The sequence below is a fragment of the Streptomyces sp. NBC_00988 genome, from assembly GCF_045162645.1.
In the GTDB taxonomy this organism is placed as follows: Bacteria; Actinomycetota; Actinomycetes; order Streptomycetales; family Streptomycetaceae; genus Streptomyces.
The window spans coordinates 3,803,096-3,817,924 of sequence record NZ_CP108730.1; the positions used below are offsets into that span (position 1 = coordinate 3,803,096).

Annotated in this window: 13 protein-coding genes; 3 read left to right on the plus strand and 10 right to left on the minus strand. The window is 69.5% G+C overall.

Annotated features, from left to right (window positions below; translation table 11 throughout):
* Positions 1-12: 12 nt before the first annotated feature.
* Both OG496_RS17280 and OG496_RS17285 read right to left on the minus strand, forming a co-directional pair.
* Positions 13-735, minus strand: coding sequence for a class I SAM-dependent methyltransferase (locus OG496_RS17280; RefSeq protein WP_405971489.1), 723 nt, complete (start codon positions 733-735; stop codon positions 13-15).
* 121 nt (positions 736-856) lie between these two features.
* The gene (locus tag OG496_RS17285; RefSeq protein ID WP_405971490.1) at positions 857-1,771 is read right to left on the minus strand and encodes an acyltransferase domain-containing protein; all 915 of its coding nucleotides are present in this window, start codon (positions 1,769-1,771) and stop codon (positions 857-859) included.
* A 90-nt stretch (positions 1,772-1,861) separates the two neighbouring features.
* Here OG496_RS17285 and OG496_RS17290 point away from each other — a divergent pair, with 90 nt between their 5' ends.
* On the plus strand, positions 1,862-2,128 hold the full coding sequence (locus OG496_RS17290) for a DUF6343 family protein (RefSeq protein WP_405971491.1): 267 nt from the start codon (positions 1,862-1,864) through the stop codon (positions 2,126-2,128).
* A gap of 30 nt (positions 2,129-2,158) precedes the next feature.
* Here the strand turns inward: OG496_RS17290 and OG496_RS17295 are convergent, their stop codons facing one another.
* From OG496_RS17295 to rpsA, 5 genes are all read right to left on the minus strand, one after another.
* A complete protein-coding gene (locus OG496_RS17295; protein WP_033287221.1) occupies positions 2,159-2,539 on the minus strand; it encodes a tetratricopeptide repeat protein in 381 nt (126 codons plus the stop codon).
* A 50-nt stretch (positions 2,540-2,589) separates the two neighbouring features.
* Positions 2,590-3,210 carry a dephospho-CoA kinase gene (gene coaE / locus OG496_RS17300; RefSeq protein ID WP_405971492.1) on the minus strand — a complete coding sequence of 207 codons (621 nt, stop codon included), beginning with the start codon at positions 3,208-3,210 and terminating at the stop codon, positions 2,590-2,592.
* A gap of 99 nt (positions 3,211-3,309) precedes the next feature.
* Complete coding sequence (locus tag OG496_RS17305; RefSeq protein WP_405971493.1) at positions 3,310-4,248, minus strand: PAC2 family protein; 939 nt, start codon at positions 4,246-4,248, stop codon at positions 3,310-3,312.
* Between the two features lie 135 nt (positions 4,249-4,383).
* Positions 4,384-5,976, minus strand: a complete 1,593-nt coding sequence (locus OG496_RS17310; protein WP_405971494.1) for an NAD(P)/FAD-dependent oxidoreductase — start codon at positions 5,974-5,976, stop codon at positions 4,384-4,386.
* 267 nt (positions 5,977-6,243) lie between these two features.
* Positions 6,244-7,752, minus strand: a complete 1,509-nt coding sequence (gene rpsA, locus OG496_RS17315) for a 30S ribosomal protein S1 (RefSeq protein WP_366494141.1) — start codon at positions 7,750-7,752, stop codon at positions 6,244-6,246.
* Between the two features lie 391 nt (positions 7,753-8,143).
* Here rpsA and OG496_RS17320 point away from each other — a divergent pair, with 391 nt between their 5' ends.
* Entirely contained in the window at positions 8,144-8,959 is an 816-nt protein-coding gene (locus OG496_RS17320) for a class I SAM-dependent methyltransferase (protein ID WP_366494405.1), read from the plus strand.
* A 74-nt stretch (positions 8,960-9,033) separates the two neighbouring features.
* Positions 9,034-11,559, plus strand: a complete 2,526-nt coding sequence (gene hrpB / locus OG496_RS17325; protein ID WP_405971495.1) for an ATP-dependent helicase HrpB — start codon at positions 9,034-9,036, stop codon at positions 11,557-11,559.
* On the opposite strand, the gene OG496_RS17330 is transcribed toward hrpB, so the two are convergent.
* From OG496_RS17330 to OG496_RS17340, 3 genes are all read right to left on the minus strand, one after another.
* A complete protein-coding gene (locus OG496_RS17330; RefSeq protein ID WP_405971496.1) occupies positions 11,549-12,541 on the minus strand; it encodes a DUF3068 domain-containing protein in 993 nt (330 codons plus the stop codon). The genes hrpB and OG496_RS17330 overlap by 11 nt on opposite strands.
* 41 nt (positions 12,542-12,582) lie before the next feature.
* Positions 12,583-12,717 carry an SPW_0924 family protein gene (locus OG496_RS17335; RefSeq protein ID WP_366494138.1) on the minus strand — a complete coding sequence of 45 codons (135 nt, stop codon included), beginning with the start codon at positions 12,715-12,717 and terminating at the stop codon, positions 12,583-12,585.
* 181 nt (positions 12,718-12,898) lie between these two features.
* Positions 12,899-14,623 carry a lytic transglycosylase domain-containing protein gene (locus OG496_RS17340; RefSeq protein ID WP_405971497.1) on the minus strand — a complete coding sequence of 575 codons (1,725 nt, stop codon included), beginning with the start codon at positions 14,621-14,623 and terminating at the stop codon, positions 12,899-12,901.
* Between the last annotated feature and the right edge of the window lie 206 nt (positions 14,624-14,829).

The window sequence follows — 14,829 nt, forward strand, 5'->3', positions numbered from 1 at the left end:
CGATTTCCTCCGCTAATCCGCTGACTCTGCCTCTTCGCCTCCCTCTGTCGCCGCCACCGCCCTCACCCATATCCGGTCCGGTGTCAGATAGCTGTCCACCTTCAGTCCCGCCTCCGCCAGCGCCTCCTCGAACTGGTCCTTCGTCAACGGCCGGGACAGGAACGTCTGGGTCCAGACCGCGTCCGGGAACACATACTCCGCGTGCACCGAGTCGACCCCGTCCCCGACCGGCTCCGCCGACACCATCCGCACGGTGAAGCCACTGGGGTCGATCCGCTCGCGCGGCAGGTTCGTGTGGTAGTCCTCGCCCTCCCGCTGGATCAGCACACAGCCGCCCGGCGCGACATGCCGTACGCAGGTCCGCAGCAGTCCGCGCCGCACCTCGGCGTCCCCGGCGTGCACCAGGAACGACGCGAGCATCACCACGTCGAAGGTCTCGCCCAGATCGAGGTTCTCGATCGGGCCGCATATCGTGCGCGCGCCCTTGACCCGCTCCAGCATCTCGGCGGACTCGTCGACCGCCGTGACCGTGAACCCGCGCTCCAGGAGGGGGTGGGTCATCCGTCCCACCCCGCTGCCCAGCTCCAGGATGCGCGCGCCCGCCGGCACGGCCGCGGCGATGATGTCCGGCTCCTGGCCGATCGACAGCCGCGAGTACAGCTCGACCGCGCAGCCGTCCGGGGTGATCGCCCCGGGTCCTGTCCCCTCGTACCCCTCACGCATTTCGATTCGCATGCCCGTCCAACGGTCCGCGTCCGCACGTCCGTTCCCGACTCGCACTGGTTCACCCGTACGAGTCAATTCCCTTCAGACAGGCAACTGTTGGCAGTTGTTGAAGGTCGGAGCCGAGCCGGGATCAGAGCGGAAACCACCCGTGCCCGATGTACCAGTGCCCGCCCTCCCGCAGATGGTCCCCGACGGCCCGCTCCACGGACGTACCGCGCGGCAGGCTCGCCACCGGCAGATCGGGATGCCCGAAGACGAACTGGACGGGCTCGGTGTCGGCCGGCTCCTTGTCCTCGCGGATCACCCGGAACCGTTCCTGGAAGCGGACGATGTTGGACTCGGCGGACAGGTACCGCTTCAACTGCGGGTCGAGCAGCCAGGAGTGGCAGGTCGCGACCTCGTGGCGCTCCTCGGGGAAGTGCCGGGCGAAGAACGCGCGGGCCAGTTCCAGCGAGCGCTCGCACGCGGCCGGGGTGAGCGGCCCGGAGAAGTCGGGGATGTGCAGGTTCAGGCAGGGCGTCCCCGGCTCCGCGTCCAGCCCGGCCGCCGTGAGCGCCTGCGCACTGCGCTCACCGAGCCGCGCCCGCTCGAACTGCAGCCGCCCCAGCTGGTACAGCTCGCCGCGGAAGTGTGGGACGAGCCACTGCGGGAACGGCAGCCCTGCCCCGCCGAACCGCTTGTGGTGCACCGCGATGTTGCGTCCCAGGTCGGCGAGGGTGCGCCGGGAGACGTCGGCGGGGATGCCACGTTCGCGGTGGTACGCGCGCGTGGCGGGCAGCGCGGCGACGAACACGTACACGGGGAAGTACGCGCCGATCTCGGGCGGGGCTTCGGGCAGCCGGGCCAGGAGCAGCTCGGTGAGCCGGGTCCACTGGCCGTGCTCCCCGATGTCCTTGATCAGCTCGCCGACGCACTCCTCCAGGAGCCGCGTCGCGTCGGTGTCCCGCGTCAACACCTGGCGCAGTCGCACCAGTTCGTTGATGTCCTCATGGGGTACGGCGAGGTCGAGCAGGACCTCGGGCAGTTCGTCGGCGTCCGGCAGCACGATGCGCTTCCCCTCCCTGTGGAGCCTTCTGGAGCCCTGTGGAGAACGTCCGAGCCGAAGAGTACGTTGCAAGGAGGAGTAGTGATCCTGATGCGTACAGGCAGTGAGCCGACAACCGCGCGCAGTCCGCTGCGGACGCGGTTCTGGCTGAGCGTGTGGGGGCTGGTCTGGACGATCTTCGGCACGGTCGCGTTCGCGATCGCCGGTCGCCCCGGGTGGGCGACGGCCTGCGCGGTGCTGTGGCTGATCGTCACGATCGACATGACCATGATCCTCAGACACATACGCCAGGGCCCGCACTACCAGCCGGGCCCGGACGTCCCGCCGTACCGGCCACCAGAGCACCGCCACCCCTGACGTGCGCAAGCGCGCTCTACAGGCGTGCGCCTACTCCTCGAACCGGGCCGCCTTCAGGTACTGCGGTTTCGGATCGAGCGCGGCGGCCAGCCGGAAGTGGCGTTTGGCCTGGTCGGCGCGACCCTGTCGCTCATAGGTGCGGGCGAGCGCGAAGTGCGCGAAGGCGTTGTCCGGCTCGCGCTCCAGGACGATGGTGAACTCCAGCTCGGCTGGGCGCAGTTGCGCGGCCGCGAAGAAGGCACGCGCGCGCAGCAGGCGCGCGGCCGTGTTCTCCGGGTGCGCGTCGATGACGCGGTCGAGCAGCTTCACCGCGCCCCGCGGGTCCCGCGCGTCGAGCAACTGCTCGGCGGCACGGAAGTCGATGACATGCGTCTCCGGAGTACGTCCGGTCGTTCCGCTGTTCTCGGGCACGGCAAAGTCCTTCCCTCACTCGGACGTTTCAACGCCCGGAGAAAGGCCCGCTATTCCTGAGGGGGCTGCTGGGGCACGTGCGCCCTGCGCACGAGTTCGGCCCATACGTCCCGTACGCGCCGCTCCAGCGCCTCCAGGGGTACGTCGTTGTCGATGACGATGTCCGCGATGGCGAGCCGCTTCTCGCGCGTCGCCTGGGCGGTCATACGCGCGCGTGCGTCGTCCTCGGTCATGCCCCGCAGCCGGACCAGCCGGTCGAGCTGGGTCTCGGGGCTCGCGTCGACGACGATCACCAGGTCGTACAGCGCGGCGAGGGCGTTCTCGGCGAGGAGGGGGACGTCGTGGATCACTACGGAGTCGTCGGCCGCGGCGGTTTCGAGTTCGCGGGAGCGCCTGCCGACCAGAGGGTGCACGATCTCGTTGAGCACGGCCAGCTTCTCGGGGTCGGCGAAGACGACGGAGCCCAGCTTCGGCCGGTCCAGGCCGCCGTCCGCGCCGAGCACGTCCTCCCCGAAGGCCTCGACGACCGCCGCGAGTCCGGGAGTTCCGGGCGCGACGACCTCGCGCGCGATGCGGTCGGCGTCGATCAGCACGGCGCCGTACCCCACGAGCAGCCGCGACACTTCACTCTTACCGGCACCGATGCCCCCGGTGAGGCCGACCTTCAGCATGGACCGAAGCCTACGGCCTGTCACTGACAGGGCACGCGGTGACCGTCGGCAACCGCCCAGGACCTGTCAGGCGGACAGGCCCCCGTCGTCACCCGCGCGCTAGCTGTCGCCCTCGCGCTCCGCCAGGAAGCGCTCGAACTCCTGCCCGATCTCGTCCGCCGACGGGATGTCGACCGGCTCGGCGAGCATGTTGCCGCGGCTCTCGGCGCCCGCGGCGGCGTCGTACTGGTGCTCCAGGCCCTGGACGAGCGCCACGAGCTCCTCGTCGCCCTCCTGGATCTGGCGGTCGATCTCGGTCTGGGTGCGGTGCGCCTCGGTGCGCAGGGAGTGCGCGATGCCCGGGAGGACCAGTCCGGTGCCCGCCGTGATGGCCTCCAGGACGGTCAGAGCCGCGTCCGGGTACGGGGACCGGGCGATGTAGTGCGGGACGTGCGCGGCGACGCCCAGGACGTCGTGACCGGCCTCCATGAGGCGGTACTCGACGAGCGCCTCGGCGCTGCCGGGAACCTGCGCCTCGTCGAAGGGGCTGCGGTGCCCGGGAACGAGGTCGTTACGGTTGCCGTGCGGGGTGACCCCGACGGGCCGGGTGTGCGGGACGCCCATGGGGATGCCGTGGAAGTTCACGGACAGGCGGACGCCGAGCCGCTCCACGATCTGCTGGACGGCCGCGGCGAAGCGCTCCCACTCCACGTCCGGCTCGGGGCCGGAGAGAAGCAGGAAGGGGGCCCCGGTGGCGTCCTGGACCAGTCGTACGTCAAGAGTGGGCTCTTCGTAGTCGGTCCACCGGTCCCGCTTGAAGGTGAGCAGCGGGCGGCGGGCCCGGTAGTCGACGAGCCGGTCGTGGTCGAAGGTGGCCACGAGCTGGTGGGGCAACGTGTCGAGCAGACGTTCGACGATCTGGTCGCCTGTCTCGCCCGCGTCGATGTATCCGTCGAAGTGGTAGAGCATGACAAGACCGGCCGACTCCTGTGCGAGCGCCATGTCGACGACTGCCAGGCCCTTCGGCTCCCATGCGTACAAACCCTGCGGATCAAGCACAGTGACCGCTCCTCCTCGTGTTCGTACTGCACAACGCCCTCCAGGGCATGGGCATTCCCGCCCATGCCCCTGATCAGGCACCTCTTACGCGCTTTTCATGCGCCGCTCCCCTGTGTCACCGGGAGAGTGTCCACGTCACGAGGACAGCACGCGCGCGTGGAGTGCGGTCACGGCCTTGCGGGCGGAGGAGAACGCGCCGTGCTGCCAGGCGTCGGCGTAGCTGAGCCAGTCGCCGGCGAAGTAGACGCGTCCGGTGGGGTCGTTGAGCGGCTTGTAGCGGACGTCGTCGGGGCCACCGGGGGTGTCGTGCCACGCAGCCTCCAGGTGGGGCGTCTGACGCCAGTGGTGGGAGAAGGACGATGCCAGTTCGCTGCGGTACTTCTCCCCGTAGATCTTCACGCCCGCGGCCACCGCCCGCTCTTCCCGCCCCTTGGGGGTGAGCTTCGCGTAGGAGTCCGCGTTGTCGTCGTAGTTGTAGTACCCGATCAGGACCCCTCGCTCACCGTGGAAGCCGTAAGAAGGGTGCCAGATGTGGGTGACGTCCTGGTCGGTCTCGGTGATACCGCCGTAGATCCGGTGATCGAGCTCCCACCAACGGGACTTGTACTCCAGGCCGATCTTCGCGGCGGACGACGGGGTGATCGCCTCCAGTGCGGTCTGGACGCCGGTGCCGAGGTTGTGCGGGATCCTGGCGAGGATGTTGGGCGGCAGGGCGCCGACGCAGTAGTCGGCCTCGACGACCTTCGTACGGCCGCCCTGGGTGTAGGTGACGGAAACGCCACTCCCCTTGTCGGTGATTTTCGAGACGGCCGCCCCGGTACGGATGCGGTGTGCGCCGATCGCCCGGGTGAGGGCCTTCGGTATCTGGTCCATGCCGCCGACCGGCTGGAACATCAACATGGCCTGGTCGAAGCCGAATTCGAAGGAGAAGTAGCGGCCGACACCGCTGGCGAGGACCTCGGAGGCGGTGGGTACGTCCCCGAGCAGCACGCCCGGAGTGCCCGCGGCGGCCGGGACGGTCGAGTACCCGCGGAAGTCGCCGCCCTTGTAGTCCAGCGTGTCGCCGAGCTCTCCCCAGCCCTTGAGGAACTCGACGAGCCTCTCCTGGTCGGTGGCGGTCAACTCCTTGTCCAGGGCGCCCTTGTCGGTGGCCTTGGCGAGCAACTCCGAGACATAGCCGTAGACATCGGCCTTGGCAGTGCGGTAGCGCTCGGGCTTGGTCATGCCGGTGGACTCGTTGTAGATGTACGCGTCCGCGTTGACGTTGGTGAACACCTCGATGGGGACGCCGAGTTCGCGGCAGTAGTCGAGGGTGACCATCCACTGCGGGATCCGCGCGGGGCCGCAGTTCATGTAGTGGCCGTCGGCGAAACGGGCGGTCTGCCGGTTGCCGTAGAGGTCGGTCGTGGTGTCGCCGCCGCGGACGGTGAAGTTACGGCCGCCGGTACGGTCCCTGGCCTCCAGGATCGTACAGTCGTAGCCGGCCTTGCCCAGTTCGTACGCCGTGGTCAGCCCGGCGATGCCACCGCCGACGATGACGACCTTCGCCGCGCCGCGTCCAGTGAGGTGGAAGTCGCTGGCGCTCAGGGCGCGGAAGGGCTGTTCCCGCTGGGCGGCCTGCGCGGTGGGGGCGAGTCCGAGGGCCCCCATGGTGGCGAACATCGTGCCCGCGCCACCGGTGAGACCCACGTTCCGCAGAAAAGCACGTCGGCTCTGGTTCCTTGCCATGGTCCGGCTCCCCTTTTCCGATCATGAATGACCGAGGCAGGGTCCCAACAGCCGGTTACAGCACGGCAGTTACTGATGTATCCCGCACGTTTCTGCAAGGCCGGGAAAACGCGCCCCTATAGGGGCGCGGGACTGTATCGATATGCGGCTCCGCCGCGTGGTCGCGACCAGCCACGACGGATCCGCAGCCGAAGTACGTCCGGACACGACTGAGGGGCCGCACCTCGAAAGGTACGGCCCCTCAGTTCAAGAGCTACTGCTCAGTGATCAGCTCTGGCCGCCGGCCAGCTTCTCACGCAGGGCAGCGAGCGCCTCGTCCGACGCCAGCGCACCGGAGGTGTCCGCACCCTCGGAGGAGTACGAACCGCCGCCGCCACCACTGGCCGCGGCCGGAGCCGCACCCGGGGTGTCGACACCCTCGGCCGCCGCCTGGGCGTCGGCCTCGCGGGACTTGATGACCTGCGCCTGGTGCTGCTCGAAGCGCTGCTGCGCCTCGGCGTACTGGTGCTCCCACGCCTCCCGCTGGGTCTCGTAACCTTCGAGCCAGTCGTTGGTCTCGGGGTCGAAGCCCTCGGGGTAGATGTAGTTGCCCTGGTCGTCGTACGACGCAGCCATGCCGTAGAGCGTCGGGTCGAACTCGACCGAGGCCGGGTCCGCACCGAAGGACTCGTTGGCCTGCTTCAGGGACAGCGAGATCCGGCGACGCTCAAGGTCGATGTCGATGACCTTGACGAAGATCTCGTCGTTGACCTGGACGACCTGCTCCGGGATCTCCACGTGGCGCTCGGCCAGCTCGGAGATGTGCACCAGACCCTCGATGCCCTCGTCCACGCGGACGAACGCACCGAACGGAACCAGCTTCGTGACCTTGCCGGGCACGACCTGGCCGATCTGGTGGGTGCGGGCGAACTGCTGCCACGGGTCTTCCTGGGTCGCCTTCAGCGACAGGGAGACGCGCTCGCGGTCCATGTCGACGTCGAGGACCTCGACGGTGACTTCCTGGCCGACCTCGACAACCTCGGAGGGGTGGTCGATGTGCTTCCAGGACAGCTCGGAGACGTGGACCAGACCGTCGACGCCACCCAGGTCCACGAAGGCACCGAAGTTGACGATCGAGGAGACCACACCGGAGCGGACCTGACCCTTCTGAAGGGTCGTGAGGAACGTCTGGCGGACCTCGGACTGGGTCTGCTCCAGCCAGGCACGGCGGGACAGGACCACGTTGTTGCGGTTCTTGTCCAGCTCGATGATCTTGGCTTCGAGCTCCTTGCCCACGTAGGGCTGGAGGTCGCGGACACGACGCATCTCGACGAGAGAAGCCGGCAGGAAGCCACGGAGGCCGATGTCGAGGATGAGTCCACCCTTGACGACCTCGATGACGGTACCGGTGACGATGCCGTCCTCTTCCTTGATCTTCTCGATGGTGCCCCACGCGCGCTCGTACTGTGCGCGCTTCTTCGAGAGGATCAGGCGGCCTTCCTTGTCCTCCTTCTGGAGAACAAGGGCTTCGATCTCGTCGCCGACCTTGACGACCTCGTTCGGGTCGACGTCGTGCTTGATCGAGAGCTCGCGGCTCGGGATGACACCTTCGGTCTTGTAACCGATGTCGAGGAGAACCTCGTCCCGGTCAACCTTGACGATGACGCCATCGACGATGTCACCATCGTTGAAGTACTTGATCGTCTCGTCGATCGCGGCGAGGAATGCTTCCTCGTCACCGATGTCGTTGACCGCAACCTGCGGGGTGGTGGCGGTGGTCTCGGTGCTGCTCGTCATGTGGGAAAGGGCTCCGGTACGGACATTGAAGTCGTAGGTACTGCTCACGCCGAGAGCCGTTTTCGCTTCGCTCTGCAGAAGGCCGGACAGCCAAGGAAGCGCCGATCCGGAACACCAGGTGTCCGGTGGCGCCTCGAAAACCGAGGGGTCATACATACAGATGCGAGCGCAACCTGCTACGTCTGAGGTGCGCAGGCCCGCAGCGCAACTTGTAGCATACGGGGGCAGCCAGGCAGGGTCAATGCGCGAAGGCGCACACCCGGGGCGGATCGCCGCATACCCGGCACAAAACGTGTCCCGCGAGGCCACGCAGGCCTGAACCACCCCTTCAGTGACGCCGCCGGGGACAGCCGCACCGTAGAGGTGACGGAAGAGTACGACGAGGGAGCCGATCATCCAAGAGCCCGATGCGTTCGAGCCGGAAGCCACCCGACGTGATGCCGACGTCACCGAGAGTTCCCGGGCCAACCGGGGCTGGTGGGACCGGAACGCGGACGACTACCAGGTCGAACACGGCACGTTCCTCGGCGACGACCGCTTCGTGTGGGGCCCCGAGGGCCTCGACGAGGTGGAGGCCGAACTCCTCGGCCCGCCCGAGGAGCTGAAGGGCAAGGACGTCCTGGAGATCGGCGCCGGCGCGGCCCAGTGCTCGCGCTGGCTGACCGCCCAGGGTGCCCGCCCGGTCGCCCTGGACCTCTCCCACCGCCAGCTCCAGCACGCGCTCCGGATCGGCGGATCGTTCCCTCTGGTGTGCGCCGACGCGGGCGCGCTGCCCTTCGCGGACAACTCCTTCGACCTGGCCTGCTCGGCGTACGGGGCGCTGCCGTTCGTCGCCGACCCGGTGCTGGTGCTGCGCGAGGTGCGCCGGGTGCTGCGGCCCGGCGGCCGTTTCGTCTTCTCGACCACGCACCCGATCCGCTGGGCGTTCCCCGACGAGCCGGGCCCCGAGGGCCTGACGGTCTCCGCCTCCTACTTCGACCGCACGCCGTACGTCGAGCAGAACGACGACGGCAGCGCGGCCTACGTGGAACACCACCGGACGATCGGCGACCGCGTCCGGGACATCGTGGCGGCGGACCTGCGCCTGGTGGACCTGGTCGAGCCGGAGTGGCCGTCCTGGAACACCGCCGAGTGGGGCGGCTGGTCGCCCCTGCGCGGCAACCTGATCCCCGGGACGACGATCTTCGTGTGCGAACGCGACCGGTAGAACCACTGAGGAGCTGACGGAACGCGGGCACGCGCGCGTAGAGGTCGTTCCGCACGGCGTACGACACTGGGGTCGTGATCCGCTACGACGCCCTCGACGCGCTGCCCGTCCGCAGTGCCCTGCCCGGACTTGACGCCGCCCTGGAGGCGGGCGGTGCCGCCGTGCTCGTCGCGCCGCCCGGCACCGGCAAGACGACGCTGGTGCCGCTCGCACTGGCCGGGCTGCTCGGCGAGGGGAACGAGGGTCCCGCGCGGCGGGTGGTCGTCGCCGAACCGCGGCGGATCGCGGCGCGGGCGGCGGCCCGGCGCATGGCGTGGCTGCTGGGCGAGAAGGTCGGCGAGAGCATCGGCTACACCGTGCGCGGCGAGCGGGTCGTCGGACGGCACGCACGCGTGGAGGTCGTCACGACCGGCGTACTGCTCCAACGGCTGCAACGCGACCAGGAGTTGGCGGGCGTCGACGCCGTGCTCCTGGACGAGTGCCATGAGCGGCACCTCGACGCGGACACGGTGGCCGCCTTCCTGATCGACGTACGGGAGGCGCTGCGGCCCGAGTTGCGGCTGGTCGCGGCGTCCGCGACCACCGACGCGCAGGGCTGGGCCCGACTCCTGGGCGATGCGCCGGTGGTCGAGGCGGAGGGTGTCGCGTACCCGGTGGAGGTCGTCTGGACGCCTCCGGTACGTCCCGTACGGCCGCCGCACGGGATGCGCGTGGACCCGGCGCTGCTCACGCATGTGGCGTCGACGGTGCGGCGGGCGCTGGGCGAGCGGGACGGGGACGTGCTGTGTTTTCTGCCCGGGGTCGGGGAGATCGCGCGCGTGGCAGGGCAGTTGGGCGACCTGAGCGGGGCCGAGGTGCTCCAGGTGCACGGGCGGGCGCCGGCCGCCGTACAGGACGCGGTGCTGTCGCCGGGGGCGCGGCGGCGGGTGGTGCTGGCGACGTCCGTGGCGGAGTCCTCGCTGACGATTCCCGGTGTACGGGTGGTCGTCGACTCGGGGTTGGCGCGGGAGCCGCGGGTCGATCACGCGCGCGGGCTGAGCGCGTTGGCGACGGTACGGGCGTCGCAGGCGGCGGGGCGGCAGCGGGCGGGGCGGGCCGGGCGTGAGGCACCGGGAGCGGTGTACCGGTGCTGGGCCGAGGCCGAGGATGCCCGTCTGCCGCGATTTCCGGCGCCGGAGATCAAGGTGGCCGATCTGACGGCGTTCGCGCTTCAGGCGGCGTGCTGGGGGGATCCTGGGGCGTCGGGGCTGGCGTTGCTGGATGTGCCTCCCTCCGGGGCGATGGCGGCGGCTCGGGGAGTTCTGACCGCCGTGGGCGCGGTCGACCCCGATGGGCGGGCCACGTCACGGGGTGTGCAGTTGGCTCGGCTGGGTCTGCATCCCCGGCTGGGGCGAGCCCTGTTGGACACGGGTGCAGCGGGCGCCGAGGTTGTCGCACTGCTCAGTGAGGAGGCGCCGCGGTCGTACGGGGATGATCTCGCGGGGGCTTTGCGGAGTGCCCGGCGTGGAGGGGACGCCTATGCCGGTCGGTGGCGGGCGGAGGTTCGGCGGCTGCGGGCCGTGGGAGGGGAGATTTCCCACCCAGCCACCCGTGACTCCGTTCCGACAGAGGTGAACGTCAAAAACAACGAAGACGCCCTCGTCGGACTCGTCGCCGCCCTCGCCTACCCCGAACGCGTCGCCAAAGCCGACGGTGGTTCCCATCTCCTCGTCTCCGGCACCCGTGCCGAGGTCGGTGACGCCAGTGCCCTCCGGGGCGCGCCCTGGATCGCCGTCGCCGTGGCGGACCGGCCGATCGGCAAAGGACACGCACGCGTGCAGCTCGGAGCCGTGGTCGACGAGGACATCGCCCGGTTCGCGGCCCGGGCGCTGCTCAGCGAGACGGACGAGGTCCACTGGGCCGACGGAGACGTCGTGGCCCGGCGCGTCGAGCGGCTCGGGGCCGTCGAGTTGGCGGTGCGGCCGCTGAGGGACGCCGACCCCGTTGCCGTACGGGATGCGCTTGTTGAGGGGTTGCGGCAGGAGGGGTTCGGGCTGTTGCGGTGGTCCGCCGATGCTCAAGTGCTGCGGCAGCGGCTGGCGTTCCTGCACTTGAATGCCGGGGAGCCTTGGCCCGATGTGTCCGACGACGCACTCCACGCGCGTGTGGACGAGTGGCTGGAGCCGGAGTTGGGGCGGGCGCGGCGGCGGGGGGATCTGGGGCGGATCGAGGCGGGGCAGGGGTTGCGGCGGTTGTTGCCGTGGGCCTCGGGGGATGCGGGGCGGTTGGACGAGTTGGCTCCGGAACGGTTTCTCGTGCCGAGTGGGTCCAGGATCCGGATCGACTACGGGAATCCCGAACAGCCCGTGCTCGCCGTCAAGTTGCAGGAGATGTTCGGACTTCACGAGTCGCCGACCGTCGCCGGGGTGCCGGTGCTCGTGCATCTGCTGTCCCCCGCCGGGCGGCCCGCCGCCGTCACCGCCGATCTCGCTTCCTTCTGGAAGGACGGCTACAAGGGCGTGCGGGCCGAGTTGCGGGGGCGGTATCCGAAGCATCCGTGGCCCGAGGATCCGGCCGCCGCCGAGGCCACGCGGTTCACGAACGCGCGGCTCAGGCGGTGACCGGTTCCGGTTCGTGGACCTCGGTGGGGGCGGGGTCTCCAGGGCGCCTGCTGCGGGCCTCCAGGTAGAGGGAGAGGGCCAGCAGGAGGAGGCCGAGGGTCAGGAAGCCCCAGGGGAGGTAGGAGACCATCAGCAGGACGAGGGTGCGGTTGGACTTGACCAGGGCGACGGTGTGCTTGATGTAGTCCTCGCGCATCTTCACGTCGCCGGCGAACGCCGTCACCTTGTCCCGGCCGCCCAGGAGGGTGCCGCCGCGCAGCTCCTCCTTGTGGAGCTCCTCGCCGTAGACCGGTGCTCCGGTGACGGGTTCGACCCAGAACTTGCGGACCGTGGTGTACCAGCGGGTGGTGCCCGTCTTGGCGACTGACTCCGGGGTGATGCCCTTCACGGGCATGGTCCTGGGGAAGGGGACCTTGGTCCAGGGGATGGTCTGCTCGAAGTAGTAGACCTTGACGCCGCGGAAGTTCTGGGTGCCCTTGTAGTGGATGGGGTTGGTGGTGCGGGTCTGCGCGTCGAAGTACTCGTAGTCCCGTTTCTGCGTCAGGAACGGCCACTTGAACTCGATGCCGTCCCGTTTCACCGGATCGCCGTCGACCATCTCGCCGGTGGCGTGGACGGGGTCCTGGGTGTGCGCGTCGAAGATGTAGCGCTCGGGGATGGAGGAGACCATCTTGCCGTCGGGGCCCTGGACGTAGGACAGGCCGTCCCAGACGACGACGTCCCGGCCCGCCGTCTTGTCGATCTTCTTGGCGGCCTCCACGTTGCCCTTGAGGGTCTGCACGATGGTGACCTTGGGGACCGTCTTGGCCTGCATGGTGCCGTAGTCGAGGAGGGTGGCGTTCTTCGCCTCCAGGACCATGTCCTGGTACTGGTTCGCCGGGATCTTGGCCAGCCGCGGGAAGGCGTACCAGCGCAGCAGCGGGGACAGCGTCGTGAAGAACACGGCGAGGGCGAGCAGGATCAGGCTGGCTCTGCGGCGCATCTCGGCCTCCATCCCAGGGAGTCAAACGCTTGCGCAAGCGTTTACGGGTGCGCGGGCACCGTCGTCAGCAGCGGTTTCGGGGAGGTCCTGCCCATCGGTGAACCCATCGCGGTGATGGTCAGGACCAGCGCGAACGCGAGCACGAGTCCGGTCGTGGCGGCGATCAGGGCACGCATGCCGGCCTCCCGACAGACAGAAACCGAATGGATTCAGGAACTGATAGGTCGTCAGGTCCGGCACCGTAGCAACGCACGGGCGAGATGAGAACACGTTGCACACGCACGACGCACGGACACGACGAAGGCGCCCGCCCGCCGAAGCGGAGGGGCGCCCTCGTCCTACGGTCGTGCAGCCGGACTACGCGCTCGGCGACGCGGACGGGCTCGGGCTCGCGCTCGGGCTGGACGAGGAGGTGTCGGCCGCCGCGACGGTCAGTTCGACCGTGAGGGTCGCGCCGCCCGTGGTGGTGATCCGGAGCAGGAACGTGCCGGTGGTGTCGTCGGCGTACAGCTTCGGCAGCTTGAGGAGGCCGTCGGCGTCCGTGGCCAGGCCCGTGAGGGTGCGCACGGTCTTGCCGTCCGCGTCCTTGAAGTAGGGGCCCTTGTCGTTCTCGGTGGCGTCGTCGGCGGCCTTGATGAGGGTCGCGGTGGCGGCGACCTTGTCGGCGACCGCGCCGTTCTCCGTGGCCTTCACCTCGACCTGGTCGGCGAACTCGCCACCCGGAGTGCAGGTCAGCGCCGTGGTGCTGGTGCGGACCAGGGTGTCGGCGACGCGCGGCGTGACGCTGGCCGCGTAGTCGAGACCGGGGACCGTACGGCCGACGACCGTCGCGCGGACGGTGAAGTCACCGGTGGTCTCGCCGGCTTGGAGGGCGGGAGCGACGGCCACACCGGAGGCGTTGGTGATGACCGCGGCCAGCTTCTCGCCACCGACGAACGTGGCGTCCGTCGTCCCGAGGATCGTGAACCGGATCCTGACCTTGCCGACAGCCTTGCCGGCCGAGGTCTCGGCGCTGGTGCTGATCTTCTTGCTGAACTGGTCGCCCGCCATCGCGGTGAGCTTCGCCGTACCCGCGTCCGCCAGCTTGGCCACCGTGTCGGTGGGGGTCGGCGTGGGCGTGGGCGTCGGGGTGGGCGTCGGCGTCGGAGTGCCCGGCGTGGAGGGGGTCGACGGTGTGCTCGGCGTGGAAGGGGTGCTCGGAGTCGACGACGAGGGCGGAGTCGTAGGACTGGACGGGGAGTTGTCGTCGCTGCGGCCCGACGGCACGGTGCCCGTGCCGTCCGGGACCGAGTGGGTGCCCTTGCGGTAGTACTCCAGCCAGGACAGGACCGTGTTCAGGTAGTCCGTCGAGTTGTTGTAGCTGAGGATCGCGCTGCGCAGGCCCGCGTCGGTCGACAGGTTCCAGTCGTTGCGGCACAGGTAGTGGCCGGCGGCGAGCGCGGCGTCGTAGATGTTGTTGGGGTCTTTCTTGCCGTCGCCGTTGCCGTCGCGGCCCGCCCAGGCCCAGGTGGACGGGATGAACTGCATGGGTCCGACGGCCTGGTCGTACGTGCTGTTGCCGTCGTACTGGCCGTTGTCGGTGTCCTTGATGAGCGCGAAGCCGTTGCCGTCGAGCGCGGGGCCCAGGATCTTGGAGGTCGTGGTGCCGTTCGCGTCGACCTGGCCGCCGCGGGCCTGGCCGGACTCGACCTTGCCGATGGCGGCGAGGAGTTGCCAGGGCAGGTTGCAGCCGGGCTTGGAGGTGGCGAGTTCGGTCTCGGCCTTCTTGTAGGCGTCGAGGATGGTCGCCGGGATGCCGGCCTCGGCCTCGCCCACCGAAACCGGGGTCCCTATGGACGGTGACTGGCTGTCGCTCGGGCTCGGGTTGGGGCTGCTGAGGGGCGGGAGGTCCGTGTAGTACGGCGAGTCTCCGGTGGCGCTGTGGTCGGTGCTCCCGTCGGGCGTCGCCTGGCCGGTGGCGAGCGTTCTGTGGCCGCCGGTCACCGCCGGAGCCTGGGACGCGGACAGCGCCGCGACCGCTGCCGCGGCCACCGCCGTCGTCGCCGCACCCTTGCGCAGCCGCCTGCCGAAATGCGCCGTCATGGAGTGAACCCCTCCCAGGGACGCCCGAGCGCCCGTCCTTGTCTGTTGCCTCTGCGCCTGGTGTGACGGTCGACCCGCCCCACAGGTTGCCCTCGTGGTCGTTATCGGATGGTGTGTACTTCTGTTCTCCGCCTCCGCCCGCCCGCGGGCCCCTCGCGGGGACCCAGGCGACCCTACGACAACTTGCTTTGCACGGGCACCCGTTG